Below are 26813 nucleotides of genomic sequence, written 5' to 3'. Positions count from 1 at the left end.
CTTCCCATTCTCCCTCCTCTCTTTAAACTAGTTTATGATATCTGTAAAGTAACTCTCTTTCTGGTCGCGTAATCGGCTGGAAACGTATTGCCTGCAAACAATTCTACGTCCATACTTATTATCACCAATCGGAATTTTATATTCTTCCTCCGATAACCTTTCTCTACCATGGGTTACATTTGTTTGCTTACCATAGTATGAATTTGGCATAATCAATAAATCTTCAGATGTAAGCGGGACTTTATAAGTAGGCATTGTCCGTAACAGTTCCAAAAACATGTCGAATTTTAACTTTTCTTCTTCACTTCCTCCCACATAAATCAATCTATTTTCTGCTCCATTCAAACAAGTTGCAATAATATCACCATTATCATCCAAAAATATAATTTGGTTTATTTCCCCTACGAATCCCGATATTTCACCATCCGCCATTCCTGCGATATGAGCAATAGGCATTTTACTTATCGCCAATATATCATCTTTACTGAAGTGATTTTCTTCAAGATGCTTTTGAAGTAATTTTGGTGTTCCAATATGAGTATTGGTTTTTAAATTTAACACTCCTTTTAATAAAAGAGCATCAACCCTCGTAAATTTGCCGCAAGTAATTTCCGAAACTATTAGTTCGACGGATTTATTAAGTCTATTCGATACAATGTCTAAATTCGTATTGAACGATTTCAATCTTTCTTCAATATGTAATTGATCTTTCATATCTGTATACACTGTCGCATCGTTATGTTGATAAAAGTTTCCGCCACCAGTGCTTGCACCGACATTTCGCAAAACTTCATCATTGTTTAAAGGGGAAATGAGATGAAATCTATTTTTCCCTGCATGTTCGGACGGATGAATCAAAGCATCATAATTAAAAAGTGTGGCAAAAAGCCATGTGACCCATTCAGCATAAAAATATTTTTTCATTCTATCGTGTTCGTTTTCACCATAATTAAAGCCTTTGCGATTTTCTCCAGGTAATAGGGTTTCCATAGGATCACACGGAATATTTTTAATAAGGATAGGCGGTACGTTTCCACCACAATTCGCTTCTTTTATCATATGAAGTAGTTTTTTTACATCTGAATTCGGAGTTTTCTTTGAATAGTCAATCAAACAAATGAGCCACTCTTTTGAAAAGCTTGCAGCTATTTCTTGATCACAAGTATAAGGATTATGAGTTTTTAATTCATTGTCTATCAGATTCTTGATTTTATCCTTTAATACATTAGGAATAGTAATTTCTTCAATTTCCGTAATCTGCAGTATTCCTTTATTCATTATAAAACCTCCGTTATTTTATTTTTCTACACCATATCTCCTGTTAAATGAACTACCCACTTCTTTTTTGCTCCTTTGCTTTTCGTCAGAACTATTAGAACCACCAATTTACAGATACTAAACGTGAATGATACGAGATTTCCTCTTAGTTACATTTCTCCAACGAATTCCCCTTGAATTAGCATATTTAATTTAAAAATCTAATTCATTTTCTAAAACTTTCCGAAAATCGAAATCAGAATTTTCTTCATACTAACAGTAAAAATATAACACGAAACCAAAAAATGTAAATAGTTAGGATTTTTTATAAAAAATAGTCAGACTACTTTTAGGATAATTCGCATTTCATTGGACCAGCTATTCCCCTCTATTTTATTTATAACAATTAAACAACCTGTCTTTGCAATAAAAAAAGTCCCCTGAATGATAGAGGACCTTCTTTACAAGTATATTTTATTTTAATGTTCTTACTTATCTTTTATTTTAAAAGATATTGCTGTAACTTCTTTATTAACAGTTCTGTTCCCTCTGGACTTACAATAATCTTCCCATTCGCTAACGAAATATTCTTATCTGAAATATCACCTGTAATTGCACAAGCTTGCGAAGATTGATATTTCCGCAAAATAATCTGATCATCTTCCACAAACATTTCTAGCGCATCTTTTTCTACAATTCCTAAACTCCGTCTTATTTCCATTGGAATAACAATACGCCCCATACTATCTGCTTTACGAGTACTCCCTCTTGATTTCATAAAATGTCACCCTTTATTTTTATCTACTATTACAGGACTTATTTTAGCAATAAACAGCAATAAGGAATAGTTCGTATTACAGCACTTATTTTAACAGGAAATTCCAATAAGGAATAGCTCATATTAAAGCTTTCTCATGTTTATTTCTGGTTTTTAAAATATTTATCCTTGATTATCTTAATATATTGTTTTCTTTCTGTTAGTTCAAAAATAAATAAAGCCTTATTAATATAGTTAAAACCATCTTCACTAGATTGCTGAAGTTCTAATAAATTTGAACCTTTTTCGAAATTTAGTTCCCCTAATAAGTATAAACTATTTATATTAATGGCTAATTTAATACCTATATCACTGTACTTTATTGCTTCTACATGTTCATATGTAAGATGTAAACATTTTGTTAAGTTATAAATAATTCTTAATTTAATTTCTTTATTTCTAGGAAATTCTATCTTATTAAAATTACTTAAACATTTCTTTAATATGCCTATACTTTTTTCATATTCTCCATTTTCCGCATAGATTACTGCCATTGTATGCATAATATCTATTTCTCTTTCTGATAAAAAATCAGCATTGGTTACAGTTAGTTTTAATGCATGATTTAAAAGATTTAAAGCAGTTTTTGTTGATCTGTTCACCATAAATATAGCAATTGCTTCATGCCATAGTAGAAATTGTTTATTTTCTTTTGACTCGAAATTATTTTCGTTTTTCTCTTTTTTCACTATTTCATAAAGTTCTTCATATTGTTTTTGTTTTATGCAATCTCTTATTACATATTTTACGTTTTCTACATATTTTAATTTTTTATTTTGAGTTAGCGCAAATATATAATTCGGATCAACACCAAGTCTTTCAGATAATTGATACAACAATATGCTAGATGGATAAATAATACCTTTTTCTATCTTACTAATCTGACTTTGTGAACATATTCCCCGACATAGTTCAGATTGTGATATATTTTTTTTCTTTCTAAGTTCTTTAATAATAATACCGAGATTATAGAATTCCATTTCTCCCCCTCAAATGTAACAATTTATGAGTATAAGAATATTTTCCAACTTTTAATGTGATGTAAAATTAATATAGTTACAATTACTAATTATATTGATTTATAGTTTCTTTTACAAACTTGTATTAAAATGAGAGAAATTATTACAATTAAAGGGAATAAAGAGTATTGGATATGATTTTTCAGCTTTATTTCAAATAATAGTTTCTTTTGATTTTTATATGAATAATTTCGAAGGAGCTTATTTTATGAAAAGAATGTTAACCGAAAGAGAGTTAGAAGTGGCTATTTATGTAGCAAAAGGATTAACAGATGCAGAAATTTCCAAAAAGATATATATTAGCCCTAGAAGAATTTCAACGATAATTAATCATATTAAAGAAAAATGGCGTATTCATTCTAGAGTGGAATTAGGTATTTTAGTTTATCATTTTGGGTTTATAGATGCACCCTTATTTTCAAATAAAGAAAGTCATTTATTTGAAAAGATTGCACAATAATTGTCCAAGTATAATTCGTTTAAGTTACAAATAAAAACAGAAAAACCGCTGAACTTTTATTATTTATGGTAATTCTGCATTCTGAAGTTGATGGGCATGTATGGATTGTTAAAAAAAACATATAAATCTTATTCTTATAGATATTTTAGTAAGAATGATTGTACTAGAAACTTTTAAAAGGTGAAAACATACCTTTAAACAATGTTTCTTCCGCAACAGCAAGTATAGCTTTTCATTTAAAAAACCTATCATTTTGATTAAGATTTTTTCAAAAAGGGTAGGTTTCTTCAGTTTATAGGAAAGTTATACTAAACTCATAAAAAAATACAATAAAATAGGTAAAAATGCTATCGCGTCTTTACCTATCCTATGGATAAACAGATTCTCATAAGAAATAGACAACTTCCCAAAGAATTATAAATATATTATTTTAAATTAATTGGTTGTTGTTGAGTAATACAATGAATCATACCACCATTTTTATACAGCTCTCTTACATCTATCCCCAACACTTTACGATCAGGATAAAGTTTTTGAATCATCTCATTTGCTATTTTATCATTAGGATCATTATAGTTTGGAACTAAGATGACTTCATTCGCTATATAATAATTAATATAGGAACCTTTATAATCAAGCTTCTTCCCATTTTTTAATGTAACATTATTCTTACTTAGCGGTAGATATACATACTTGTACTTATTACCTGTAGCATCTTTTGCCTGCAGCAACTTGTTAATATCTTTGCCAGACGCTCCCCATTCAGCCAAATCTTTTTCTTTTAACGTTATAATAGTAGATTTATCGTGGAATTTGGCAAATCCATCAATATGAAAATCAGTAATATCTAAGTTAGGTGCTCCATCTAACCAAATAAAATTTGTTACCCCAAGTTCACTAAAATATTTTTCAATATCCTTTTCTAACAATTTAGCGTTCCTATTTTTATTCGTCACAGCACTTCTAGTTAATAAAACAGTTCCATTACCATCCAATTCAAATGCGCCACCTTCAAGAACAAATTTATTCCAATTTATTCTTTCAATGCCTAACTGATTGCTAAGATTCTCACGAAGACGAGCATCTTTCTTATATGGCGTTTTCTTTCCCCATCCGTTAAAGCCTGGATCTAATATCTTTAAATTTTTGTCATTATCGTAAACAAAAATTGGTCCAGTATCTCTAGCCCATACATCGTCAGTAGGTGCGATAAAGAAATCAATTTTCTCCATATTTACCCCTTGATCCGTTAGAACTTCAATAATTCTTTCTTTCTCTTCTTGATCATATGCAACAATATGAACTTTTTCTCCTTTGCTTAAAGATTCTGTCATTTGAATCCAAATCGGTTCTACTTCTTGCTGATATTTTGACCCGTATGTAAGTTCATGAGGCCATTGTAGCCATGTTCCTTCATGTTTGCTTTTTTCATCTGGCATTGTATACTTTCCTACTATTTTTTGCGCCTCTACTTTCTTCCTATCTTCTCTCTGCGGTTTTTCAATTTCCTTCGCCTGGACTTTCTCAATTCCCTTAATTTGAGCATAACCACTAATAATAGATGTGGTTAGTACAGCACTCATACACAATTTCGTTATTTTTTGCATTTCTTAACCTCCTTTTCTGTTCCACTGTAAACCTTTACATAGTGTTAAGGTCAAGCTTTTTTAATTAAATTATTACGTATGAAGCACGATTTAAATCGAACAATATCTTTCTGTGCAAAAAATCCACTCCGGGGGTGGTATGAAATGTTAACTTGATGAGCATGTGTAACTCCACCATTTATAAAAACTAATAATTGGAATGCATATAAAAAGGTTTAAGAATTAGCTTCTCTAACCTTTTTATATGCACTATTATGTTTATACCTCTAACATCAATCCTTTTGCCTGTTCAACCTCATATAAATAACAAATAAGAATCAACAATTCCTACTATAATCACCATTGACCCCTATAACATCTCGCGCTTTTTTTCACTTGTTATCTTTTCTGCTCCGTCTACTGTATTTTTTATGAATGTATTCATTTCTAAAACTAATACAGTACATGAAATTTCATATTACATACGTATATATTTATTCAGTTTATAATTAACTATTCAAAAGCAGTTACGATTCTCTCTTTCATTTTCTGTATTACTTCACTGCTTACTATTTTTTGACCAGCAGGAAGTTTTAATATAGCAGCAGCACCCTTACTAAGATATATTTCTTGGTCATTATTTTGATTTACTACCAATATTCCTTGCCCTTCAAATTCAAAATAACTAATATTTTTTGTTTCATTTGTATTATTTTTTATTGCTTTATATAGCCCATATAAATCTTTACTTCTATTTTCTCCACCCGTTCGAATCGGTTCAGTATCATTCGCAACAATTAGTCCCTCCGGCTGCTCACCTTTCATAATAAACCACAACTTTTCATTTGTTGGTAATAGTATATGCTTAAATTCAGAGCTATTTAACATTTGCTGTGCTGGAATTGTTTCATAGATTGGTAACGAAAATGGTGAGGTTGTTATTTTTTCAAAACTTACATTTTCAGAAGAACTACTCTTACTATATTGATAATCTTTTAATGCGATCGATTGTACTGGCTCACTTTTATTTTTTGATGCATAACTAATTTTACTAGCGAAAATAATAACAGTCATTAAACAAATGCATGGTATCACAAGCCTAAGTAGTTTTCCCATTCATGAACCCCCACACTTTTAATATTATTAATTTGCACGGATATTATAAACAGTTTCATTCCACCAAAAATTATTATTGTTATGGAACGTACTGAAATTATGATTATAATGATCACCATACCAAGGGTCCATGTAAGTTATATAGTCTGTTCCATTTGTACCTTTATAGAATCCATCAAGTACTAGAAAGTGTCCGATGTTAGCTCCATTTTGCCACATAATGAGTGCAATCATCGGTTGATTACTATTAATTTGATTTTTGAACCAATCATACGATTTTGCTCCAGAACTTATAGCTGAGCTAACACCATATCCTGATAATCCATATTGTATTTCACGTGAAGTTGCAGGATTATTATATGATCCACCTTTGACATACCTAACATACTGATCTTGTGAAGGAGTTTTCCCAAAATAATTTAAAACTGAAACCGAAGTGCCCGCCCAACACCAATTTGATCTTTCTTGTAATATGTTAGGAACAGATAATTTACGATCTGTTGATGTATTTGGAGGATTCCCATTAATATAAGCTGACGTTACATATACTTTTTTCCCATCTTTAAAATAATAAAACCAACGATTATCTAAATTTCCTGTCCAGTAATCTTTAACCGCTTCACCATACTCCCATCCTTTAAAGGATACTTTTGTATTTCCGGGAATCACCTCTACAATATTTGCATTCAAGCTTTTTTCTTCTCTAACATTTACATTCAATGGAGCAGTTGTTCCTGAAAATTCAACTTCTTCTGCTATTATTTTGTGAACACCAATGAAACTAAATGTAAAGAACAATAAAAACATACAAACAATACATTGCTTTCTTCCCTTCATTTTTTCACCCCTTCATAAGTATTAAAAAACATCAACAATTCATCCTTATTAATTGTTCAAGCTTAATATTACATACTAACGAAAAATGACTTCTCATAAAGTGAAACTTTAATCAGTGGGGGTTTTATTCATCCCCCACTGATTATTAGTTAAACCAATCGGGCTTTTATGGGCAGCCCGACCCCCACCTAACTTCTTTGCCCTCGCTGAATTTTGAGGTGGGGGTCTTACTACCTGTTAATGCGGGATAAATTCCAACACAAAAAAAGAGCCTATAAATTTTTATAGGCTACTTTTCATTTTATCGTTATTATTTGGCTAATTCTTTCATTCCCTGCATTACATCAACGAAGAATCCCCAGTTGTTCACAACAGAAGAAATACTAATATGCTCATCTGGAGTGTGGACGTTGAATATATCTGGCCCGAATGAAATTGCATCTAATTCAGGCATCTTTTGAACGAATACACTGCATTCAATCCCTGCATGTACAGCGAAGATTTCAACATCTTTGTTGTATTTTTCTTGATGTACTTTTTCAAACAAATTACGAATTTGTGAGTTTGGATTGTATGGCCACTCCGGATATTCTGACTCTAATTCAAATGTTGCTCCAACTAATTCAGCAATATATTTAATTTCATCTGCAATATGTCGTTTTAAACTACTTACAGAACTTCTTACTTCGTTTCGCAATTTAATTTCATCTTGCAGCGTTTCAATAACCCCTAAATTTGTTGAACTTTCTACAAGGCCTTTAATATCCATGCTCATACTTTGAATGCCATTTGGAATTAAGAATAATGATGAAATCAGCTGTTTTTGTGTTTCTTTAGCAAATACTTTTTCTACTTTCTCATCTAATTTTGTCAGTGTAACATGAACATCTGGATCAACAGCACGCATTTCTTCTTGTAATACTCGTGTCCATGATTTTAACTTTTCTTCAACTTGCTCTACATCTTCTTGACGTAATAAAATTGTAGCTACACTTTCACGTGGAATTGCATTCGTTTTTAATCCGCCGTGAGCCTCACATATATCAAATTGAATATTTATTGATAAATCACGTAAAACTCGTCCTAGTACTTTGTTCGCATTTCCGCGTTGTTTATCAATTTCCATACCAGAATGTCCGCCCTTAAGTCCACCAACATATAGACGGTATGCGTCCATATGTGCAGGTGCCTCATCCCAAATTACTGCAATTGTTTCAACTGCTTTCGCACCACCTGCGCTACTTACAAGTAATTTATGATCTTCTTCAGAATCAATATTTATAAAGATCTTTCCATCAAAGTGGTTTGCATCAACAGCAAAAGCTCCTCCCATTGTCGTTTCTTCTTCAGTAGTAATTACTACTTCAAGTGCTGGATGCGGAATATCTTTTGAATCTAATAAAGCTAATGCATATGCAACAGCAATACCGTTATCAGCACCTAAAGTTGTTTGATTCGCATATAGCATGTCTCCAATAATTCGTAACTCAATTGGATCTTTTTCAAAATCATGTACTGTTGCTTGATTTTTTTCACAAACCATATCCATGTGACCTTGAATGATAATAGCTGGTACACTCTCATAGCCAGCAGTTGCGTCTTTTTTAATAATGACATTCAATGCTTGATCTTGAATCACTTCTAAGTTACGCTCTTTTGCAAAGCGCACTAAATAATCACTAATTTCCTTTTCATTACCTGATCCTCTAGGAATCTTTGAAATTTCTGCAAAATGATAAAATACAGGGTGCTTTGTTAATTGTTCTAAAGTAGAATACATTTTTCAAGCTCCTCTCAAAATGAAAAAATAGTATGTAAGTCTTTTATCATTATACCATGATTCATTATTTTACCTTTCTTTAAACGTATTAAAAATTTATTATGAACAGTTCAATTTAATCCTTCTGCGCTCTATACCTTATACTCTTACATCATTGTAAGAATGTTGTAATCTATATCGATTTTTCTAATTTAACAATAGTTGTATACTTTTTAAAGAAACAAATTGAAGGAGATAAATAATATGAAAAAGCTTTTTGCTGTTATGACACTATGTTTATTATTTTCAAGCATTACTATTGGATGTGAGAGAGCATCACTAAATAGAATTGGTAAGGATGTATATTACGTACAGATAAAAGGTGAAGGCGCTATTGAAAAAGTAGAAGGCAGAAGCTTACGGAACTATACGTTGCCCGCATATGATGAAGACGGAGAAAAAAACAAATTACATTTAGAAGTACAAAAAAAGAAAACGACCATAAATTAAATGATAATGCGTTTTTACGTCTTTATGTAGATCAAGATGATATAGATAAAAATGAAATATCATCTTTTGAAGTGAAGTCCTATGAAGAAATTCAGAAAGTAGATTTACCCGGAAAAGTAAAAGAAAAATTAAATGTTAACTAACTTGAAACTAACCCGCAAATAACGGAATAAAAAACAAAAGAAAATGCTCTATGCATTTTCTTTTGTTTTTTGTACTCGTATATATTTTGAACTGCTATTATTCATAAGTTTTTCTAACCGATTTATATTTTCCGTTAATGCACCTTTCACTAGAGAGAAATCTGTATTTGATTCTTCTTTTTTTTCTTTAAAAAACGAAGACTTTTGTACATTTATTTCAGCCATCTCTTCTCCCCCTTTTCAAAAAGATACAACCTTCTATTTATATTATATAGCAAATAAAGACACAGTGTACACGAATCATTTTCTTTTTAATTCTTCTTCTAACTTTTCTACTTGCTGCAACGTATCTCCTTTGATTAAAGAGAAATCTGTTGTATCTTCATTTTCTTTTTTAAAAAAATCATTGTCATAATCTTTTATCACTACAATCACCTCTACCTGCTAGTGTAGGAATGATTGTCCTATTTTATTCAACTTTGTCGAATTTTGTTTTGAATTTATGTATAGAAGAAAAGGACAGAAAAACGATTCTGTCCTACTTACTAAAATAACTATGATGTATTGTTAAATTATATACATTTTCAAAATCTCGATCTTGCAGGCTATTCTTCTTCCCATCAATAACGATAAAAACATCATTCATTATTTTTGCTGGTATAATTCCCACGTTTTCTACTTGTACTGCTTTTTGTTCATTCAATTGCTCTATATGCTCTATAGGTATTGTAATACTAAATTGAGAACGAATACCACGAAAGCCCGTATTTAATTCATTCGCTGCTTCAAATACAACAATTTTCGCTCCGATTTTTTCCCCATATGAATCTAAAAATGTGTTTAAGCTTTTTGTATATTCCTCTTCCGTATGCCATTCCATCGTCCCAAATGCTGCTGGATTAATATTTTGGATAATGTTCGTATATATTTCCCCTCTTGCTTTTGAAGCGATTAATGACCGCTTTATGGATTGAACAGTTTTACCGATATCGCTAAATTTCGCTCCCCATATTTCCGAAATGTTAGGTGTTAAAATAAATGAAATATCAACGAAAATGACCATCGCAGTGAACATTAATAAATTTTTCCAGAGGGTTAAATCGATTCCTTTAATCATGAAATAAACTGTGACTGATGTTATGAATAATCCATACCAAGTTTTTCGAATTCGCTGCTTTTTCTCTTCATACAACTCTTCATTTCTCCAATAAAAGAAAACAAGAACTACAAAAACGATTGCTAAAATAAATAAGCCAATTCGAATGTTAGAGATCGTCAATTACATCACCCTCCATTCAAAAACTACTCACGATATCATTACATGCGCAAGCAGCTCTCTTTATGACAAAAGACGTGGACAAGCTTCTAAATTTAGCTACATCGCATATACATTAGAAGGAGGCCACGTCTTTTATCATGAGTCTACATTGTATATGTAGACAAGCATGCATTTCAAATTTTCATGTTAAAAAGAAATATGTTTCGGAATTTCCCCTTCAGGTACTTCTCCATCCATACTTAAATAATAATGGCGAATCGGACGTAAATTTTCGTCTAATTCATAAACGAGCGGAATGCTAGTTGGAATATTTAATGAAACCACACCATCATTTGAAAGGTTGTCTAAGTATTTCACTAGCGATCGAATTGTATTACCATGCGATGAAATAATTACTTTCTCACCACTTTTTAATGATGGTGCAATTTCTGAATGCCAATACTCCAGCACTCTCTTCTCCGTATCCTCTAAACATTCTGTCAATGGAAATTCACCTTTTTTGAGTGTTTTGTATCTCGGATCATTCGCTTCATATCTAGGATCTTCTTCAGTAATAGCCGGTGGTCTTACATTGACACTTCTTCTCCAAATATGAACTTGTTCTTCACCGTATTTTTTTGCAGTTTCTTCTTTATTCAATCCTTGTAGCGCTCCATAATGCCTTTCATTTAGTTTCCATGATTTATGTACAGGCACCCAAGTAAGATCCATTTCATGAAGAACAATCCATACAGTCCGGATTGCTCGTTTTAATACAGATGTGTAAGCAACATCGAAAGTATAACCGTTTTCCTTTAATATTGCTCCTGCTTCTCTTGCTTCACTTAATCCATTCTCTGATAGATCTACATCCGTCCATCCAGTAAAACGATTTTCAAGGTTCCATAAACTTTGTCCGTGACGAATTAGTACAAGTTTTATCATTATAATTCCCCTCTCGGAAATGTGAATTTTATTGTTCCATCGCGTACACGTATAAAGTATCTAGTAATGCACCTTTTTATCCATTCACTCTATGATTTATCCATAGTTGCCAAATGCATGGATAAAATTCTTTCTTTTTCAAACTATAAAGAAAGGCCTATTTCTCATTATTTTTGATCAACTGGAATTTCTCTTTTCGCTATCCATGCATCATGACCTGAACGGCTATTCGCCATTTCGTTCATAACTTGATGCCAATTCTCTTCACATGATTCACCAAATTTTGAAAAAATAGCACCCATTTGCTTTCTTTGAACATCACTTAGTTTTTTCTCTAAATCTGTCCCTTCTTCTGTTAAGGATAATTGTTTTACTCGACGATCATGAGTAGCTTCATTACTTTCAATTAGTCCCTTTTCCACAAGTTGACGCAGTGGTCCATGAAGAGCTTGTTTACTTATTTCTAATAGCGATAGTAACTCATTTACACTTATCCCTGGAAAACGTGCGATAAAAAATAAAATTCGGTGATGCACTCGTTGTATACCATATTCTTTTATAATTTCATCTGGCTTTTCAGTAAATGTCTTATATGCAAAATAAAATAATGCCAATGCCTCATTCATCTGTTCTTCTTTATGTTGTGTCATCTACTTTCCCCCTGTATGTAAATTATACCACAATCCAGTAATGAATATTTTAATCAACGCACTTGAACTTCTGTAGTCCATTGAAGCATTCGCTACACGAACTAAAATAATTAGGAGATGATTCTCTTGAAAACGCAATATACTGTAAGTACATATTTATTAGATCGATTATACGAATTAGGAATTGAGCATATATTTGGTGTTCCTGGTGATTATAATCTTGCCTTTTTAGATGATGTGATTGCACATAAAAATTTAGAGTGGATTGGCAACTGTAATGAATTAAATGCGGCATATGCAGCAGATGGATATGCTCGCATAAAAGGTGTTGCTGCTCTTATTACCACTTTTGGTGTGGGGGAATTGAGCGCCATAAACGGCATTGCCGGCTCATATGCCGAAAACGTACCAGTTATAAAAATTACCGGTACACCAACAACAACTGTAATGGAAAATGGAGAACTCGTTCATCATACATTAGGTGATGGAAAGTTCGATCACTTTTCCAATATGTATCGAGAAATTACTATAGCACAAACAACTTTAATCCCTGAGCATGCCGCTGAGGAAATTGACCGTGTACTCCGTGCATGTTGGAATGAAAAACGTCCAGTCCATATTAATTTACCGATCGATGTATATAATAAACCAATTAATAAACCTACGGAACCAATCTTAAATCATCCCATAGTAAGTAATAAAGACGCATTAGATAAAATGCTTCTACATGCCATTTCAAAAATAAATAGCGCCAAAAAACCGGTTATATTAGCTGATTTTGAAGTGAATCGTTTTTATGCTGAAGAAGATTTACATCAACTCGTAGAAAAAACTGGCTTCCCTATCGCTTCACTAAGTATGGGCAAGGGCATATTCCCAGAAAAACATCCTCAATTTATAGGAATTTACACTGGCGATGTTAGTCCTCCATACTTGCGAAAAAGAGTTGATGAATCTGACTGTATCATTAGTATCGGTGTGAAATTAACTGATACTATTACCGGTGGCTTTACACAAGGTTTTACGAAAGAACAAGTTATAGAAATCCATCCCTATACTGTGAAAATTATAGATAAAAAATACGGACCGGTTGTAATGAAAGACGTATTACAATATTTAAGTAATTCAATCAAGCATCGTAATGAAGAAACGTTTGAAATTAAGCCATTTATTTCAGAATCATCATCTATTACTAAAGAGTTCAATCCAAAAGCACAAATCGTTACACAACAACGTTTTTGGCAACAATTGTACCACTTCTTACAAGAAAACGACGTCTTAATTGCAGAGCAAGGAACACCATACTTCGGTAGTGCCGCTATCCCTTTACCTAATAACGCTTCATTTGTAGGACAACCATTATGGGGATCTATCGGATATACACTTCCCGCTCTATTAGGAACACAACTCGCTAATGTAACACGGCGTAACATTTTAATTATTGGTGATGGTTCTTTCCAGTTAACTGTTCAAGAATTATCCACTATGTTACGTCATAATTTAAAACCAATCATATTTTTAATTAATAACAACGGATATACTGTTGAACGAGCGATTCATGGACGAGACCAACCATATAATGACATACAAATGTGGGATTATAATAAACTGCCAAATGTATTCGGATCAGAAGAAAAAAGTCTCACATTTAAAGTAGAAAATGAAATAGAGTTAGCAGAAGTCTTAAATAAAATAAGTTTTAATATGAATCGACTTATCTTTATTGAAGTTGTAATGAGCCAAGGGGATCAGCCTGAATTGTTAGCTAAACTTAGAAAAAGATTCGGCATCCAAAATTCTTAAAAAGAAAAAGCGTCGCTACAAAAATCATAACGGGTTCAGCTACAAGTTGTAAAACTTGTTTTGCCACTCAAAATATACAAGGAAAAGGATCGTAAGTGCCATCCTTTTCCTTGTATATTGAACTTTTACTATTTATAAATCCCTTCTTCGACTAACACCCTGTGTAACAAGCTAAAATTTTTAATCAACCTTTAACTTTATAGCTTTAGTGGCAATAAAGGTTTTAATATGCTTATCTAATATCCTTGTTCCACCAAAATCATCCTCATAAAAACCCACTATAACAAAACCAGCTTCAATTTGACCTTGGATTTGGTTTTCTAAAGTATGTGCATATTCTATTGTTTGATTTAAATCGATGTAATCTTGAACTTCATCCTCTGGTAAATAATCCAATGTTGATGAAGGAATTGAATGTTTAACATCAAGAATACCTTTTTGTTCTTGGTTATCATCAAAAATCCATAGTAACGGATTTGTAAATCCAGCAATAAGAATACCTTTATTCTTTAAAACCCTAGAAACTTCATTCCATACAAGATGAACATCTTTTACAAACAAATTAGAGACAGGATTTACGACAATATCAAAATATTCATCCTCAAAATCACCAAGGTCTGACATATCTCCTTGTACGGTTTTTAAAGTTAAACCATCCCGTTTTGCTACCTTTTCATCTTGTTCCAATTGCTTCTTAGATATATCAGTAACTGTTACATCTGCTCCAGCAGCAGCTAGAACTGGTGCTTGTTGTCCGCCACCTGATGCTAAGCAAAGTATCTTTAATCCATCTAATGACTTTGGAAACCACTCTCTAGGAACTGATTTTTCCGTAGTGACTGTAATCTCCCATTCACCTGATTTGCTTTTCTCAATAATCTCGCTACTTACAGGCTGCGTGTATCTAGAACCTTCTTCCACCTTCTTATCCCATGCATTACTGTTTTGTTGTGTAGTATCCATTGCGATTTTTCCTCCTAACTACCTAGTTGCAATTTAATTGTAAGATTATTAACTATTTATACATTTCTTTTTTTATTAACCTACCAGATAGTAAATACTTAGTTGTATATATTTATCTTAACAAATAATCGACCGTAAATATAAAAACATTCTAAATAAACATGAAATTAGACAACTATTCAATTCATTTAAAATAAGCGATATTAATTAACAATTCCCCAAAAATGATATACCAACAAAAAAGCGTTCCAAACCTGTTGACAGTTGGAACGCTTTTTAAAGTTATTTAATTTTTCAAACTCTTAACTAAACACATTATACAAATAAGCGATGCTTCTTTTTTATTCAGCAAGCGTTAACTGCCAAGATACACCATACTTATCATTTAACCAACCAAACTTTTTACTAAATGGATAGGCACCTAAAGGCATAAGAATTGCTCCATCCTGCGCTAGTTTATGAAAGACCGTTTCAATTTCTTCTTCTGTCTCACAAGTTACATAAAGAGACATAGCTGGAGTGAATGTAAAATTATGATTTACATAACTATCAATACACATGAACTCTTGTCCGTTTAGCGTAAAAGTTGCATGAATTACAGTTCCCTCTTTACCAGGTCCATTTTCATCGTAGCGAGAGATACTTACAATTTCTGATTGATCAAATAGGGATGTGTAAAAATTCATCGCTTCTTCAGCTTTTCCTTCAAACATTAAAAATGTAGTAATTTTTTGATTTGTGTTACTCATATAGAGACAGCCCCTTGTTATGTATTTATGCAAAACATACATCGTTCAACAAAACCGAACGTACATTCTTATAAATGTATTGTCTATAAAAACGGTAAATTTGTCAATTATTTAATTTTCATTTCTTCTTAAACAATGCTGTCCAAAGAAATGATTCCCCAAACATATCATTCGGTTGTTTCATTTGTTTCATCTTCCTAATTTCAATTACTTTAAACTCTTTAAATATCTCTCTCAATTTTTCTTCAGAATATGCAAGACCACCTTGTAAACTCCAACCTCTATATACGTCCCAATCTGTTATTTCTGATCCATTTCGTTCATCCAAATCACCTGCTGCAAAACATGTTAATCCGAAATAACCACCTGATTTTAAATATCTATCAATTAACTCTATATAATTCATTCTTCTATGTGGTGGAATATGATGAAGGCAACCAGAATCATATATAAAATCAAATTCATTTTGAATCTCTAAATTGAAAATTGAATCACAAATGAAGTGAATTTGTACCCCTTTTGCCAACGCCCTCTCTTTTGCCCACTGAATGCCTTCTGCAGATAAATCCACTGCTGTAACATCAAATCCTTCATTCGCTAAATAAATGGCATTTCTACCTGGACCACATCCAAGTTCTAATACTTTCCCTTTTGAAACTCTCTCTTTTTGTATATACGAAACTAGATTCTCATCTGGAATATTTTCAAAAAACGGAACATCCTTTTCTCTATTGGCATAAAATTCATTCCAAAATGGTTCTGCAGGTCTTAATAATGAATCAAGCATTTTTAAAATGTCTTCTTGTGTGTGTAACGTTTCATTTTTCATTTGCACTCCTCCATATTTTAATAGTCAGAAAATCATTATATAACCTCCTGAACATTCAGACAAATGAAACTCCACATTTTATTCTTTCTTTATTTTTCAATTCACTTTAAATACGGTAAATGAAATTATCAACTTTACTCGCATTGAGCAAATGCATACCAACCTAATCTTAAAATACAAAAAGAGCCACAAATTTTTGTGACTCCTTCTGCATTCATAATTGTATCAGGATTTTTTTATTATATATCGATTTCTCTATTAACAAACAATATATCTCTTCATCCCAATTACCACTTCATATTTTAACGCCCACGTCTTTTCTGACCTTGATTTGTACTACTTTTCTTATTGCTTGGCTTATTAAATGATTGATTATTTTCATTTCTCGAACCATTTCTCGAATCACTTCTTGAGCTATTTCTCGAATCACGTCTTGAACCTTCACGGCTATCTCTTTGACGATTTTGACCTGATTTCTTTGGAGCCGGCTTTGGTACCGGTTTTCCATTTTCATCTACACGTTTTATCTTCGGTTGTTCGATTATTTCTCTTTGTATTGGTGCACCAAGCGTTTTTTCAATTTCTTCTAAATGTTTTTCATCTTTCGCTGCAACGAACGTAATTGCAAGACCTGATCCACCTGCACGTCCTGTTCGGCCAATGCGGTGAATATAACTTTCTACATCTTCAGGGATATCATAGTTAAATACGTGCGTTACACCATCTACATCAAGTCCACGAGCTGCTACATCCGTTGCGATTAAGTACTGAATTTTAGCTTCGCGGAAACTCTTCATGACTCTTTCACGTTTCGCTTGAGGTATATCACCATGAAGTTCAGCACAATTATAACCTAGTCCTTTTAAATTATCATACAACTTACTTGCTCTAACCTTTGTACGACAGAAAATAACTGCTAAAAATGGCTGATCACGATCCATAACAAAACGAAGTGCATCTGGCTTTGCACGATCTGTCGTCTCAATGACACGCTGTTCAATTGTATCTACCGTTACTTCTTCACTTTGTACTTGAATCATTTGCGGCTCATCCATATAACGTTTCGCCAATTTTTTAATATCTTTTGGCATCGTTGCTGAGAATAACATCGTTTGTTTGCTACCAGGTGTCTCATCTAAAATATCTTCAATATCATATAAGAAACCGAAATAAAGCATTTGATCCGCTTCATCTAGTACAATCGTTGAAAGATTACTTAGATCAATTGTTTCACGTCGTATATGATCTAATAATCGTCCTGGTGTTGCTACAACAATATGTGTATTACCTTTTAACTTTCTCAATTGTTGTGCTACATCTTGCCCGCCATAAATCGCTAGTACATTAATATCTTCTCTTTGAACAAGCATTTTTTTAATTTCAGTTGTAATTTGCAATGCTAGTTCCCTTGTTGGTGCAACAATTAAAGCCTGAACATCACTAGACTCTGGATCGATTTTTTCTAAAATCGGTAAGACAAATGCTAATGTTTTACCCGTTCCTGTTTTCGCTTGCCCAATAATATCTTTACCTGACATAATAACAGGAATTGCTTTTTCCTGAATTGGTGTTGCTTCCGTAATTCCATTTTCACGTAATGTATGATTAAAAGTTTCACTAATTCCTAATTCTAAAAAGTTTTTCAAATAGACCACTTCTTTTCCTTATTTTTCACATTAGCTTTCATTGTACCATTTGTTTCGCCAAATATGAAAAATAAAAAAATTCTTACCTTCTTTTTTTATATTCATCATGTACTAGGTGGACAAATTCTTTTTGTTTTGTCTCGGAATTTATTAATGCTTCCATGTTAGTAGTAGACAAAATGAACATTTTAATTTTTCTATTACTCCAAATTAGTCTTGTATACTTTGTATCTTCGTGTAGCTTTCGAAACCACTCGAATTCACTTAACTTTGCAATATGATGTTTTAATTTCATATCATTTCGAGGATAAAATGTAATTATAGCCATTATTACATCAAGCAATAAACTCATCTTTTCCCCTCCTATACATATATATTTCAATGTTAAGGAAACATAGTTACAAGGTGATAAAATTGACCAATACATTCATAAAGATATTTTGTATATTGTTCTTACTATATTTTCAATCGACCTCAATTATTATGGCGAAATCTCAAACAAATGTGATAAGTGAATTTAAACAAGCTTTACTCCAAAATGATAAAAAATTTATGCGGTCATATGTAACAGAAGGGATTGAACTACCTACATTCCAAAAGGAAAAACCTATTCATGAAATTAAAATAATACCATCTCCAAAAGAGGATACTACAATTCTTATTTCCTATTTCAAAGACACTGATGATGAATTTACTATCGGTTACATTTTAGAAATAATAACAAAAAACAATAAAATATCTCAAATTAATCAAATTTATGATGGAACTAATCCTCTAATGAGAGAAGCTACTATTGTAAAAAAATATGAAATGAAGTGTAAGGAACATATACTTACTCCTACAAAATTCCCGTTCGAAATTCATGAATTTCAAGGGTACATCTATAACGATTACTTAGAACTACGATACTACAATAAAGATAGTAATGGGATTTTTAAAATCACTGTTTCACCAGTTCAACATAAATTAGATCAATATGTACATAAGGGCACTAAATTTTACATTTTAAAACATAATATAAAGGCAGTATATAATCCTCATTTTGATTTAGCATACGAACTTATCTTTCAGAAGGACGGTTTTCAATATAAAATCGCCCTTGGTAACAAACTATACATAAAAAGAAAATACAATGTTACTGATTTAATAAGAATTGCGGAATCTATGAATTAAAAAACCGATCTTTTCAATATAAGAAAGATCGGTTTTTTTATATATTTTATATAATGAGTTTTCCTCCATGATAGCAATAATAACTTGCTGCTTTAAGGTTTTTAATTCTCTTTAAAGATTCTTCCGCTTTTTCTGTATCTAAGCAAAAATTTGGATTAGCTATTACTAATTCATTATTATCTTGAACGGCCGCATCCCCTGTAATTACACAGTCTAAGTCCGGAAAATATAATGAAATATGCCCCGAAGTATGTCCTGGCGTCGCTACTATTTGACATTTATCATTCAAAATCATTTGACCATCATATACTTTTTCATCGACAGAAATATGTCTTATATTTTTTAACTGTTGTATAAACCATTCACTAAATTCTTTCTCTTCAATTGGCATATGTTCTAACATTTCTTCAGCTTGAACTAGTCTCTCTGATTTTATTTCACCATTAATGTAGTTGGATTCTATTTCACTAGCAATAACATGAAGTTGAGGATATTTCACTTTGAAATCGTATAAAGACCCTATATGATCATCATCATAATGAGTAATAATTATATTTTTTAAGTTTTTCATCTCATATCCATGTTTTAAAATTTCATTTTCAATTAAAGGTAAAAAATTTTTATAACCTGTATCTACTAAAGTTAATTCATTGTTTAATACAATTAAGCTCGGATAAATCCATTGTTTTCGCCCGTTACATTCAAATTCAATTGGTAATTCTATTATCTTCATTTCCCTTCCCCCATACCGTTTATTAAATGTTTAATAATAACTGCATCATCCACATACATTTTACTATACATATCACGAATTGAAGTATGGGCTTCTTTAGTTTCTGTACAAAATTCAAACTTGGTCTCACTTCCCATCAACAGATTTCCGACAAGCTTCTCGATTAAATCCGTCTGGGTATCTTATTGCTAATTTAGATATATTCATTTGAGCGATGTCATCTAACGTATATTCCACCTCATGAGCCGTGATAGAGATTATAGTACATAATGTCACCCAATTCTAAAGCTAACCTATAAGTATTGCCGTTCTCTTCTCCTAAACAATGAACCGGATCAAATCCATGCCCATGAAAAATAGCCTTTCTTACAATATCAGCAACCTCACCATTTTTGACTACATAAATTTTATTATCCATACTATGTAATGAAACACTGTAGGTCGTTGCATCATAAACATTATATTATTTTGAACAGGTAATTTCCTATTCTTATGGAATTATAAATTAAGAAACAAAAATAAAATGGATTATTCCCTCACTTCTTTGTCCATCCTTTTAAAAAATATATGTTTTTGTAAAAGGAGTGTTTATATGGAGAAACAGACGCTTTGGAAAAAATTCAAAAAAAGCTCCGCAAACCTTGGAAAATCCAGCGTATATGAAAGTATTATTTTATTTTACACAATGAAAAAGAAAACGTTACCTACTAAAGCAAAACTCATAATATTAGCTGCTTTATCCTATTACGTATTAACAATCGATTTCATTCCAGATATAGCTGCTATTATCGGGATTGGCTTATTAGATGATGTTTTAGCAATTGCTGTAGCGCATAAATACGTTATGAGGCATGCAGACGCTGAAATTCGTGAAAAGAGTAAAATTAAAATGGAGTCCTTGTTTACTTCAGCACACATTTAACGAAGAAAGATAGGCTCTCACTTGTCTTTGTTCACTACTTATCCATCTTCTATAGCTTTTAATCCAATGATTTGAACAGTGTTAAAACAGAAAAAAGAACTAAAATAATCTTTAGTTCTTTTTTTATCAAATCAATTTATTTTTGAACAATCTTTAAAAAGAGCCTATTTTAGTGTACCAACTAATACAGGCTCTTTTCTAATTCAAATTTGCAAAATCCGCATCATTTTACGCTATACTTTGTTACTTCAACAACATTTCTCTTTCATCGCTTTCATCATAGACATAGTTGTCTTCATCATTTCATCACATTCGTTCATTTTTACCATCATTGCCTTATCCATTTCTACATCCATTTGCATCATGTTATTCATCATCATTTTCATACACTTCATTTCACACATCATTTTTTCCATAGACATCATCATGTTTGTTGTTTCTACCATCATAGTTTTTTCCATATTAACATCCCCCTAGAATTTTTATGTTACAAGTATAAAAATTCCTTTTTGTTTTTCTAAAACCTTCTTAGTTTACCTCATACAAATATTTATCAATACATTTCCCTCTCTATTGATTATTGATTCGCTTTATTTATTGTCACGCTGAAAACGTACATATAGTAAAAAGCATCTTATTTTAGATGCTTTTTATTATATGATTGACACTATGAGCCCATTTATTTCGTGAACATAGTTTAAATCTATTATTTTTCATAAAATTCACGAATCTGACTATAACGTATTATAGTTTTATTCATATACTGTAGTAGATTACTAGAAAGGAGGCGTATATATGGAAAGTTGTATCGTGTTCGTAAACGGCCAACCTTTTTTAGTACTCACAGTTGCTGGCATCGAAATTGCTAGATTGGAAATTACTCTTCAAGTAGCACTAGCTTTGAGAGTTCTCGGTATTCCAATCTGTGAGTAGTCCATTTAAGTAAGTTTAAAAGAGGGCTTTCGCTCTCTTTTAGACTGTTGTCAATACATGTACTTCTATTCGCTTAGCAAGTGTAAATTATAACTTTATAAAATTTATAAATAATTATTTACGCTAAAAGGACTTTCTGTAACACACACCTGCAAACAATTCAACATCCTCTTCCTATCACGTTCTTTATAATGATTTAAACATGCAATTTGGATCCAATTATTTTTTTGCAAATAAGATGACTCATAATGAACAATGTATCCTTGCAATGCTAATGCATCGCCTACTGTTTTAGAAGAATACCCTTCATTTAACTGAATGGTGAGTATAATTTGCGCGGTGTGCTCTTTAGGTGAAACAAGCTTTAAACCCATATTAGTAATAGCTTCTTCCATATAAGCATATGTCTCTTTTATTTTTACAAACGCCGTTTCATCCTCAAATTTCTTCAATGCTTCTTGCAGTGCGTAAATTAAATTCCATGAATGTGAATATGGAATGCTGTCATTCATTTCATACATACCAATGTCCATATACGCAGGTATTGCTTCGTTTTTCTCTATATTGTGATTATGAAAAACGAAAGATAATCCTGTAAATGATTTAATCGCTTTCCCGCTAACGCCACTTGCAAAATATACATCCTTCAAATCTATCGGTATTGCTCCAATTGAACTAATACAATCTACACATAGTTTCATATGATACTTTTTACAAAAGACATTTAGCTCGTCCAAATTATTTAACATTCCAGTTGATGTTTCATGATAAACAAACCAAAGCCATTCATAATTTCCACTTACAATTATTTTTTCTAATTCGATTTGTTTAAACGACTCTCCCATTTGTTTTTTATACGTATCAAAATTTAAATGTGCTCGTTTTGCCTGCTCAATTAATCTATTACCAAACTCTCCATTCGCTAAAACTAACCCTTTACTTTTTAAAGAACGTATCTGTAAAGCAATCGCATCATTCGCTAACGTCCCTGTTCCTAACATAATTTGTACATGTTTTGCTTTTGTCATTTGAAGTAATCGTTTCTTTACATTGTCCATTGTCACTTGAAATGACTTAGAACGATGCGAAATAGGCTTAGTAGAAAACGCCTTTTGAACATTCTCTTCCATGTCTACTGGACCAGGTAAAAACGTAAATTCTTTCGTCATAATACCTCCAACACTCGATTCTTCGAACATAGTAGGTGTAACATACATTGGCTGAAAAGCTGCTTCTTCTGTTCCAACTAACGTATGGAAAGATTTGAACCCCATTTGCTCATATAAAGGCAGCTCACGTGTTGTAGCTGAAATGAGTGCCAATTCATATCCATTTAGAAGCAAATAACGATGTAAAAAGCGAATTAATCCTAAGAACGCTCTACCATTTCTATATTCACGTTCTACTGAAAGCAAACGAATTTCATATACGTTTTCACCATGTTTGTTTAAATATACATCTAAATTTGAGATTTTATTATGTAATGAGAATGGGCGTTTTCCTCTTACCGCGACCATACCTACTAACTTCACACCGTCTAAACAAATTAAATATGTATTTTCTTCATGAAATCGATCTATACGAAAACGTTCCTCCGTTTCTTCATGTTGCGGAATTTCTTCTACAAATGTTTTATAGTTCAATTTATGTATACTTTCAAATTCCCAAGCTTGATCAGCAATTTTATAAATTATCCCCATGTCCTATCCCCTTTCTCTCTACTTATTGCTCGTTGTTTAATTCATAAAAATTATAAGTGGAGATACCCCCACTTATAAAGTGAAACTTTAATCAGTGGGGGTTTTGTTCATCCCCCACTGATTATTAACCTTCACCAATCGGGCTTTTACGGGCAGCCCGACCCCCACCTAACTTCTTTGCTTCCGCTGAATTTTGAGGTGGGGGTCTTACTGCCCGGCAAATAGCGGGATAAAAGGTCCACTTTATTCTCGATTTACATATAAAATAAGAACAATAATAAGTACACTTAATATATTCGTACCAATAGAGTAAGAATAAAAAACCATACAAATTGGTAAACAAGCGATTGTAATTAACCCTGGCTTTGTAAATCCTTTAAATATTAAATAAAAAACAATAAAAATACCTATGAGAGTAAGCGCTATCAAATAATCAAATGCGATGAGTCCTCCGATAAATGTTGAAATGCCCTTTCCGCCCTTACCTTTAAACAACATTGGGTAAATATGTCCAATAATAACGACCAATAATGTTAACATTACGAATGTAGCATCTTCAAAAAGATATTTTGCTATACAAACTACAATTGCACCTTTAATGGCATCACCTAAAAATGTAGCGACGAAATACCATTTTCCATATACGCGCCCCATATTTCTTGCGCCAGGATTTCCGCTTCCTTCATCCCTAATATCAACATTATGTCTCAACTTTGTTACTATATAAGCGGTCAAGATGTTACCAAATAAATAAGAAGCCACCAAATACAAAAACTGCATACTATTAATCATGTAATCATTCACTTTCTACATGGGAATACATATACACTATTCAATTACTACGTATATTGTACATTTTTTAATCTACATCCCTTTGTACATTTTAACATCATATTTTTACAAATCATACAAAAATTCTCATTTATCTATTTACACTTTAAAATATAAATCCTTCATTAAATAGTATGTTCCTTTCACTGCCATTTCTGATTGTGATACAAATGTAAGTTCTTCAATCCTTTCCTCACAGCACTTCTTAAATACATCATATATTTCAGGAACTAAACGTAATATGCTACCACTTACTGCAATTGGAGTTGAAAACTTACATTGCATCTTATTATAAACATCTACTGTAATTCTCGCTAATTCCTTACCAGCTTGCATCATAATTTCATGTGCACCCTCATTCCCATTTCTCGCTTCCTGAATAACTAATGGTGCGATTGCTGCAACTTTATCTTTTGAAGAAGTATATACTAGGCTTTTTATATGAGACGGTGTCAAAAGTTGAAACTGCCTTTGAATATTCAAGCTTAATGGACAAAGGCTAACTCCTTGATCGAATTGTAATGCCATTTTCTTTAAAGCTTGTAATGCAATCCAATATCCGCTTCCTTCATCCCCTAAAATATGTCCCCATCCACCGCTATACTCGTATACTGTCCCTTTCTTTCCTAGGCAAATCGCACCTGTACCGCCAATTGTTAAAATTCCTTCCTTCCCTTTTAAAGCAGCTGCATGTGCAATCATTGCGTCATTAAAAACTTCAATTTGTGTTCCGTACTTCTTTTTTAGACGTATTGTTAATTCATTTGTATTTGCTCCACTTATACCTGCTAATCCTAAACAAATACAAACGCAATGCTCATTTATTAAACGTTCCCAACATTGATTAATCGCATCTATAATATGTGTGAGTGCATTCTCATAATTTATTACTATATTTCCAAATCCACTTGTACCTCTCGCAAGCTCATTTCCGTCTTGATCAAATGCAATTGCTTCTGTCTTCGTCCCCCCACCATCTACTCCAATCATATACTTCATTTACTTGCCCTACTTTCATCTTCTAGTCGTATGGAAAGTTATATTCCCTAAAACAACCGGTTCCTTAGCACCTGTAGCACTCGGCACATTACTCGGATTACGATGGTACGTTTCGTTTGCTAAAACTGCAAATGCGATTGCTTCTTTCGCCGCTGAAGAATACCCAATATCTTCTTGAATACATATTCTGCATCTTTCTTCTCTTAATTTATTCTGTATCATTTCGACAAGTGTGTCATTATAGCTTCCGCCTCCACCTAGAACTACCTCATCAATTTCATACAATGGAAAAATAAACTCCTTATAATGCTGAACAATTGAACTTGCTGTAAACATCGTGACAGTCGTCAATATACTTTCTTTACTATACTTTTCAAATCGCTTTAATAATTCACTCACAAACTCTTTTCCAAATTGTTCTCTACCTGTTGATTTTGGTGGTTTCATTTTTAAGAATGGATGGTTCATACAGTATGTTAATATTTCATCTACAACTACCCCCTGTTTTGCAATTTCACCCTTTCGATCATATGGTAAATGAAATAATCTTTGACACACTTCATCAATTACCATATTTCCTGGACCAGTATCAAAAGCAATAACACTTTTATTACTTCGTTTACTTGGTATGACTGTAACATTACCAATCCCACCAATATTTTGCAGTATCCTATTTTTAGTTTGATGCTGGTATAAAATAATCTCTGAATATGGTACAAGTGGTGCGCCTTGTCCTCCTGCTGCCATATCCATCGTTCGAAAATTAGAGATTACTGTTGTTTCCGTTTCATATGCTATAACTGCTGGTTCTCCAATTTGTAATGTCGAAGAAATAAAATTGCCTTCTTGTTTTGGCTGATGATAAATCGTTTGTCCGTGAGAACCTATTAAATCTAATCGTTCCAATGACAAATTAGCCTTTTTACAAACTTCCTTTACAGCATTAGCAAAACATAAACCAAGCTTAAAGTTCAAACTGCATATCAATTGAACATTAGATGTATCAATTGATAAAGCCTGCTGTATCTCATTTTTTATATCCTTACAAAATGGAACAGTAGTAAAATGAATGAGTTCAACTTTAGAATCTACACCGTTTCCTTCAATATGAACGAGCGCTACATCTATTCCGTCTAACGATGTACCGGACATTATCCCTGCAATATACATACTAT

General features: G+C 32.2%; 29 protein-coding genes and 2 pseudogenes. 6 read left to right on the top strand and 25 right to left on the bottom strand.

Annotation, left to right across the window (positions count from 1 at the left end; all coding sequences use genetic code 11):
* Positions 1 to 27 precede the first annotated feature (27 nt).
* The 3 genes from MHB70_RS11015 to MHB70_RS11005 all read right to left on the bottom strand — a co-directional run bounded on the left by MHB70_RS11015 (position 28) and on the right by MHB70_RS11005 (position 3054).
* A complete protein-coding gene (locus tag MHB70_RS11015) occupies positions 28 to 1278 on the bottom strand; it encodes a hypothetical protein (protein WP_001032371.1) in 1251 nt (416 codons plus the stop codon).
* 478 nt (positions 1279 to 1756) lie between these two features.
* Positions 1757 to 2035 carry an AbrB/MazE/SpoVT family DNA-binding domain-containing protein gene (locus MHB70_RS11010; protein WP_000842219.1) on the bottom strand — a complete coding sequence of 93 codons (279 nt, stop codon included), beginning with the start codon at positions 2033 to 2035 and terminating at the stop codon, positions 1757 to 1759.
* A gap of 140 nt (positions 2036 to 2175) precedes the next feature.
* Positions 2176 to 3054: a helix-turn-helix domain-containing protein gene (locus MHB70_RS11005; RefSeq protein WP_000397971.1), complete on the bottom strand. Its 879-nt coding sequence runs from the start codon at positions 3052 to 3054 to the stop codon at positions 2176 to 2178.
* Positions 3055 to 3301: 247 nt separating this feature from the next.
* On the opposite strand from MHB70_RS11005, the gene MHB70_RS11000 reads away from it, so the two are divergent.
* Complete coding sequence (locus MHB70_RS11000) at positions 3302 to 3553, top strand: response regulator transcription factor (RefSeq protein ID WP_000827556.1); 252 nt, start codon at positions 3302 to 3304, stop codon at positions 3551 to 3553.
* 425 nt (positions 3554 to 3978) lie between these two features.
* Here the strand turns inward: MHB70_RS11000 and MHB70_RS10995 are convergent, their stop codons facing one another.
* The 4 genes from MHB70_RS10995 to pepD form a co-directional block, all read right to left on the bottom strand.
* Positions 3979 to 5160, bottom strand: a complete 1182-nt coding sequence (locus tag MHB70_RS10995) for an agmatine deiminase family protein (protein WP_001169635.1) — start codon at positions 5158 to 5160, stop codon at positions 3979 to 3981.
* Between the two features lie 492 nt (positions 5161 to 5652).
* The gene (locus MHB70_RS10990; RefSeq protein WP_000517300.1) at positions 5653 to 6255 is read right to left on the bottom strand and encodes a hypothetical protein; all 603 of its coding nucleotides are present in this window, start codon (positions 6253 to 6255) and stop codon (positions 5653 to 5655) included.
* A gap of 27 nt (positions 6256 to 6282) precedes the next feature.
* The gene (locus tag MHB70_RS10985; RefSeq protein WP_000678381.1) at positions 6283 to 7092 is read right to left on the bottom strand and encodes a papain-like cysteine protease family protein; all 810 of its coding nucleotides are present in this window, start codon (positions 7090 to 7092) and stop codon (positions 6283 to 6285) included.
* A 310-nt stretch (positions 7093 to 7402) separates the two neighbouring features.
* On the bottom strand, positions 7403 to 8872 hold the full coding sequence (pepD, locus tag MHB70_RS10980; protein ID WP_000287565.1) for a beta-Ala-His dipeptidase: 1470 nt from the start codon (positions 8870 to 8872) through the stop codon (positions 7403 to 7405).
* A 243-nt stretch (positions 8873 to 9115) separates the two neighbouring features.
* On the opposite strand from pepD, the pseudogene MHB70_RS10975 reads away from it, so the two are divergent.
* Positions 9116 to 9504, top strand: a pseudogene (locus MHB70_RS10975) (YxeA family protein).
* Positions 9505 to 9552: 48 nt separating this feature from the next.
* Here the strand turns inward: MHB70_RS10975 and spoIISB are convergent.
* From spoIISB to MHB70_RS10950, 5 genes are all read right to left on the bottom strand, one after another.
* Entirely contained in the window at positions 9553 to 9729 is a 177-nt protein-coding gene (gene spoIISB / locus MHB70_RS10970; RefSeq protein ID WP_000808012.1) for a stage II sporulation protein SB, read from the bottom strand.
* Positions 9730 to 9804: 75 nt separating this feature from the next.
* Entirely contained in the window at positions 9805 to 9930 is a 126-nt protein-coding gene (locus MHB70_RS10965) for a hypothetical protein (RefSeq protein ID WP_061530060.1), read from the bottom strand.
* Between the two features lie 112 nt (positions 9931 to 10042).
* Positions 10043 to 10783, bottom strand: a complete 741-nt coding sequence (locus MHB70_RS10960) for a type II toxin-antitoxin system SpoIISA family toxin (protein ID WP_000155917.1) — start codon at positions 10781 to 10783, stop codon at positions 10043 to 10045.
* 186 nt (positions 10784 to 10969) lie between these two features.
* Positions 10970 to 11707: a 2,3-diphosphoglycerate-dependent phosphoglycerate mutase gene (gpmA, locus tag MHB70_RS10955; protein WP_000594132.1), complete on the bottom strand. Its 738-nt coding sequence runs from the start codon at positions 11705 to 11707 to the stop codon at positions 10970 to 10972.
* Positions 11708 to 11874: 167 nt separating this feature from the next.
* Positions 11875 to 12357, bottom strand: a complete 483-nt coding sequence (locus tag MHB70_RS10950; protein ID WP_000191892.1) for a MarR family winged helix-turn-helix transcriptional regulator — start codon at positions 12355 to 12357, stop codon at positions 11875 to 11877.
* Between the two features lie 126 nt (positions 12358 to 12483).
* On the opposite strand from MHB70_RS10950, the gene MHB70_RS10945 reads away from it, so the two are divergent.
* Positions 12484 to 14160: an alpha-keto acid decarboxylase family protein gene (locus MHB70_RS10945; RefSeq protein WP_000857157.1), complete on the top strand. Its 1677-nt coding sequence runs from the start codon at positions 12484 to 12486 to the stop codon at positions 14158 to 14160.
* A 180-nt stretch (positions 14161 to 14340) separates the two neighbouring features.
* Here MHB70_RS10945 and MHB70_RS10940 read toward each other — a convergent pair whose 3' ends face one another.
* The 5 genes from MHB70_RS10940 to MHB70_RS10920 all read right to left on the bottom strand — a co-directional run bounded on the left by MHB70_RS10940 (position 14341) and on the right by MHB70_RS10920 (position 18699).
* Positions 14341 to 15123 carry a class I SAM-dependent methyltransferase gene (locus MHB70_RS10940; protein WP_000381781.1) on the bottom strand — a complete coding sequence of 261 codons (783 nt, stop codon included), beginning with the start codon at positions 15121 to 15123 and terminating at the stop codon, positions 14341 to 14343.
* A gap of 341 nt (positions 15124 to 15464) precedes the next feature.
* Positions 15465 to 15872 carry a VOC family protein gene (locus MHB70_RS10935; RefSeq protein ID WP_000072494.1) on the bottom strand — a complete coding sequence of 136 codons (408 nt, stop codon included), beginning with the start codon at positions 15870 to 15872 and terminating at the stop codon, positions 15465 to 15467.
* Positions 15873 to 15990: 118 nt separating this feature from the next.
* Complete coding sequence (locus tag MHB70_RS10930; protein ID WP_061530061.1) at positions 15991 to 16701, bottom strand: class I SAM-dependent methyltransferase; 711 nt, start codon at positions 16699 to 16701, stop codon at positions 15991 to 15993.
* Between the two features lie 302 nt (positions 16702 to 17003).
* Positions 17004 to 18356 carry a DEAD/DEAH box helicase gene (locus MHB70_RS10925; protein WP_002038674.1) on the bottom strand — a complete coding sequence of 451 codons (1353 nt, stop codon included), beginning with the start codon at positions 18354 to 18356 and terminating at the stop codon, positions 17004 to 17006.
* 73 nt (positions 18357 to 18429) lie between these two features.
* Positions 18430 to 18699 (bottom strand): hypothetical protein, encoded by a 270-nt coding sequence (locus MHB70_RS10920; protein WP_000054889.1) that lies wholly within the window; start codon positions 18697 to 18699, stop codon positions 18430 to 18432.
* Positions 18700 to 18728: 29 nt separating this feature from the next.
* Between MHB70_RS10920 and MHB70_RS10915 the strand changes: the two genes are divergently transcribed.
* The gene (locus MHB70_RS10915; protein WP_073990678.1) at positions 18729 to 19520 is read left to right on the top strand and encodes a hypothetical protein; all 792 of its coding nucleotides are present in this window, start codon (positions 18729 to 18731) and stop codon (positions 19518 to 19520) included.
* Positions 19521 to 19566: 46 nt separating this feature from the next.
* On the opposite strand, the gene MHB70_RS10910 is transcribed toward MHB70_RS10915, so the two are convergent.
* From MHB70_RS10910 to MHB70_RS10900, 3 genes and pseudogenes are all read right to left on the bottom strand, one after another.
* Positions 19567 to 20253, bottom strand: a complete 687-nt coding sequence (locus MHB70_RS10910) for an MBL fold metallo-hydrolase (protein WP_000691129.1) — start codon at positions 20251 to 20253, stop codon at positions 19567 to 19569.
* Positions 20250 to 20390 carry a hypothetical protein gene (locus MHB70_RS10905; protein WP_000534382.1) on the bottom strand — a complete coding sequence of 47 codons (141 nt, stop codon included), beginning with the start codon at positions 20388 to 20390 and terminating at the stop codon, positions 20250 to 20252. Before MHB70_RS10905 ends, MHB70_RS10910 begins: the two co-directional genes overlap by 4 nt.
* Positions 20380 to 20641: pseudogene (locus MHB70_RS10900) on the bottom strand (hypothetical protein); the annotation flags it as partial. The pseudogene MHB70_RS10900 and the gene MHB70_RS10905, both read right to left, overlap by 11 nt.
* 204 nt (positions 20642 to 20845) lie before the next feature.
* Between MHB70_RS10900 and MHB70_RS10895 the strand changes: the two are divergent.
* Entirely contained in the window at positions 20846 to 21175 is a 330-nt protein-coding gene (locus tag MHB70_RS10895) for a YkvA family protein (RefSeq protein ID WP_000415068.1), read from the top strand.
* 248 nt (positions 21176 to 21423) lie between these two features.
* Here the strand turns inward: MHB70_RS10895 and MHB70_RS10890 are convergent, their stop codons facing one another.
* The gene (locus tag MHB70_RS10890) at positions 21424 to 21636 is read right to left on the bottom strand and encodes a hypothetical protein (protein WP_000416118.1); all 213 of its coding nucleotides are present in this window, start codon (positions 21634 to 21636) and stop codon (positions 21424 to 21426) included.
* Positions 21637 to 21970: 334 nt separating this feature from the next.
* On the opposite strand from MHB70_RS10890, the gene MHB70_RS10885 reads away from it, so the two are divergent.
* On the top strand, positions 21971 to 22108 hold the full coding sequence (locus MHB70_RS10885; RefSeq protein WP_000443202.1) for a DUF3956 domain-containing protein: 138 nt from the start codon (positions 21971 to 21973) through the stop codon (positions 22106 to 22108).
* Between the two features lie 104 nt (positions 22109 to 22212).
* Here the strand turns inward: MHB70_RS10885 and MHB70_RS10880 are convergent, their stop codons facing one another.
* From MHB70_RS10880 to anmK, 4 genes are all read right to left on the bottom strand, one after another.
* On the bottom strand, positions 22213 to 23808 hold the full coding sequence (locus tag MHB70_RS10880) for an aminotransferase class V-fold PLP-dependent enzyme (RefSeq protein WP_061530062.1): 1596 nt from the start codon (positions 23806 to 23808) through the stop codon (positions 22213 to 22215).
* Positions 23809 to 24051: 243 nt separating this feature from the next.
* A complete protein-coding gene (gene plsY, locus MHB70_RS10875; protein ID WP_000610842.1) occupies positions 24052 to 24600 on the bottom strand; it encodes a glycerol-3-phosphate 1-O-acyltransferase PlsY in 549 nt (182 codons plus the stop codon).
* A gap of 138 nt (positions 24601 to 24738) precedes the next feature.
* On the bottom strand, positions 24739 to 25638 hold the full coding sequence (locus MHB70_RS10870; RefSeq protein WP_000876608.1) for a BadF/BadG/BcrA/BcrD ATPase family protein: 900 nt from the start codon (positions 25636 to 25638) through the stop codon (positions 24739 to 24741).
* A 15-nt stretch (positions 25639 to 25653) separates the two neighbouring features.
* Positions 25654 to 26808, bottom strand: a complete 1155-nt coding sequence (gene anmK, locus MHB70_RS10865) for an anhydro-N-acetylmuramic acid kinase AnmK (protein WP_000274948.1) — start codon at positions 26806 to 26808, stop codon at positions 25654 to 25656.
* Positions 26809 to 26813: the final 5 nt, after the last annotated feature.

This window comes from Bacillus sp. FSL M7-1020, assembly GCF_038050415.1.
Lineage (GTDB): Bacteria > Bacillota > Bacilli > Bacillales > Bacillaceae_G > Bacillus_A > Bacillus_A toyonensis.
This window is presented reverse-complemented; position numbering and strand designations above follow the sequence as displayed.

Coding starts and splice junctions, on each gene's coding strand:
- MHB70_RS11015 (WP_001032371.1), bottom strand. CDS start 1,278: ATGAATAAAGGAATACTGCAGATTACGGAAATTGAAGAAATTACTATT.
- MHB70_RS11010 (WP_000842219.1), bottom strand. CDS start 2,035: ATGAAATCAAGAGGGAGTACTCGTAAAGCAGATAGTATGGGGCGTATT.
- MHB70_RS11005 (WP_000397971.1), bottom strand. CDS start 3,054: ATGGAATTCTATAATCTCGGTATTATTATTAAAGAACTTAGAAAGAAA.
- MHB70_RS11000 (WP_000827556.1), top strand. CDS start 3,302: ATGAAAAGAATGTTAACCGAAAGAGAGTTAGAAGTGGCTATTTATGTA.
- MHB70_RS10995 (WP_001169635.1), bottom strand. CDS start 5,160: ATGCAAAAAATAACGAAATTGTGTATGAGTGCTGTACTAACCACATCT.
- MHB70_RS10990 (WP_000517300.1), bottom strand. CDS start 6,255: ATGGGAAAACTACTTAGGCTTGTGATACCATGCATTTGTTTAATGACT.
- MHB70_RS10985 (WP_000678381.1), bottom strand. CDS start 7,092: ATGAAGGGAAGAAAGCAATGTATTGTTTGTATGTTTTTATTGTTCTTT.
- pepD (WP_000287565.1), bottom strand. CDS start 8,872: ATGTATTCTACTTTAGAACAATTAACAAAGCACCCTGTATTTTATCAT.
- spoIISB (WP_000808012.1), bottom strand. CDS start 9,729: ATGGCTGAAATAAATGTACAAAAGTCTTCGTTTTTTAAAGAAAAAAAA.
- gpmA (WP_000594132.1), bottom strand. CDS start 11,707: ATGATAAAACTTGTACTAATTCGTCACGGACAAAGTTTATGGAACCTT.
- MHB70_RS10950 (WP_000191892.1), bottom strand. CDS start 12,357: ATGACACAACATAAAGAAGAACAGATGAATGAGGCATTGGCATTATTT.
- MHB70_RS10940 (WP_000381781.1), bottom strand. CDS start 15,123: ATGGATACTACACAACAAAACAGTAATGCATGGGATAAGAAGGTGGAA.
- MHB70_RS10935 (WP_000072494.1), bottom strand. CDS start 15,872: ATGAGTAACACAAATCAAAAAATTACTACATTTTTAATGTTTGAAGGA.
- MHB70_RS10930 (WP_061530061.1), bottom strand. CDS start 16,701: ATGAAAAATGAAACGTTACACACACAAGAAGACATTTTAAAAATGCTT.
- MHB70_RS10920 (WP_000054889.1), bottom strand. CDS start 18,699: ATGAGTTTATTGCTTGATGTAATAATGGCTATAATTACATTTTATCCT.
- MHB70_RS10915 (WP_073990678.1), top strand. CDS start 18,729: ATGTTAAGGAAACATAGTTACAAGGTGATAAAATTGACCAATACATTC.
- MHB70_RS10910 (WP_000691129.1), bottom strand. CDS start 20,253: ATGAAGATAATAGAATTACCAATTGAATTTGAATGTAACGGGCGAAAA.
- MHB70_RS10905 (WP_000534382.1), bottom strand. CDS start 20,390: ATGGGAAGTGAGACCAAGTTTGAATTTTGTACAGAAACTAAAGAAGCC.
- MHB70_RS10895 (WP_000415068.1), top strand. CDS start 20,846: ATGGAGAAACAGACGCTTTGGAAAAAATTCAAAAAAAGCTCCGCAAAC.
- MHB70_RS10890 (WP_000416118.1), bottom strand. CDS start 21,636: ATGGAAAAAACTATGATGGTAGAAACAACAAACATGATGATGTCTATG.
- MHB70_RS10885 (WP_000443202.1), top strand. CDS start 21,971: ATGGAAAGTTGTATCGTGTTCGTAAACGGCCAACCTTTTTTAGTACTC.
- MHB70_RS10880 (WP_061530062.1), bottom strand. CDS start 23,808: ATGGGGATAATTTATAAAATTGCTGATCAAGCTTGGGAATTTGAAAGT.
- plsY (WP_000610842.1), bottom strand. CDS start 24,600: ATGATTAATAGTATGCAGTTTTTGTATTTGGTGGCTTCTTATTTATTT.
- MHB70_RS10870 (WP_000876608.1), bottom strand. CDS start 25,638: ATGAAGTATATGATTGGAGTAGATGGTGGGGGGACGAAGACAGAAGCA.
- anmK (WP_000274948.1), bottom strand. CDS start 26,808: ATGTATATTGCAGGGATAATGTCCGGTACATCGTTAGACGGAATAGAT.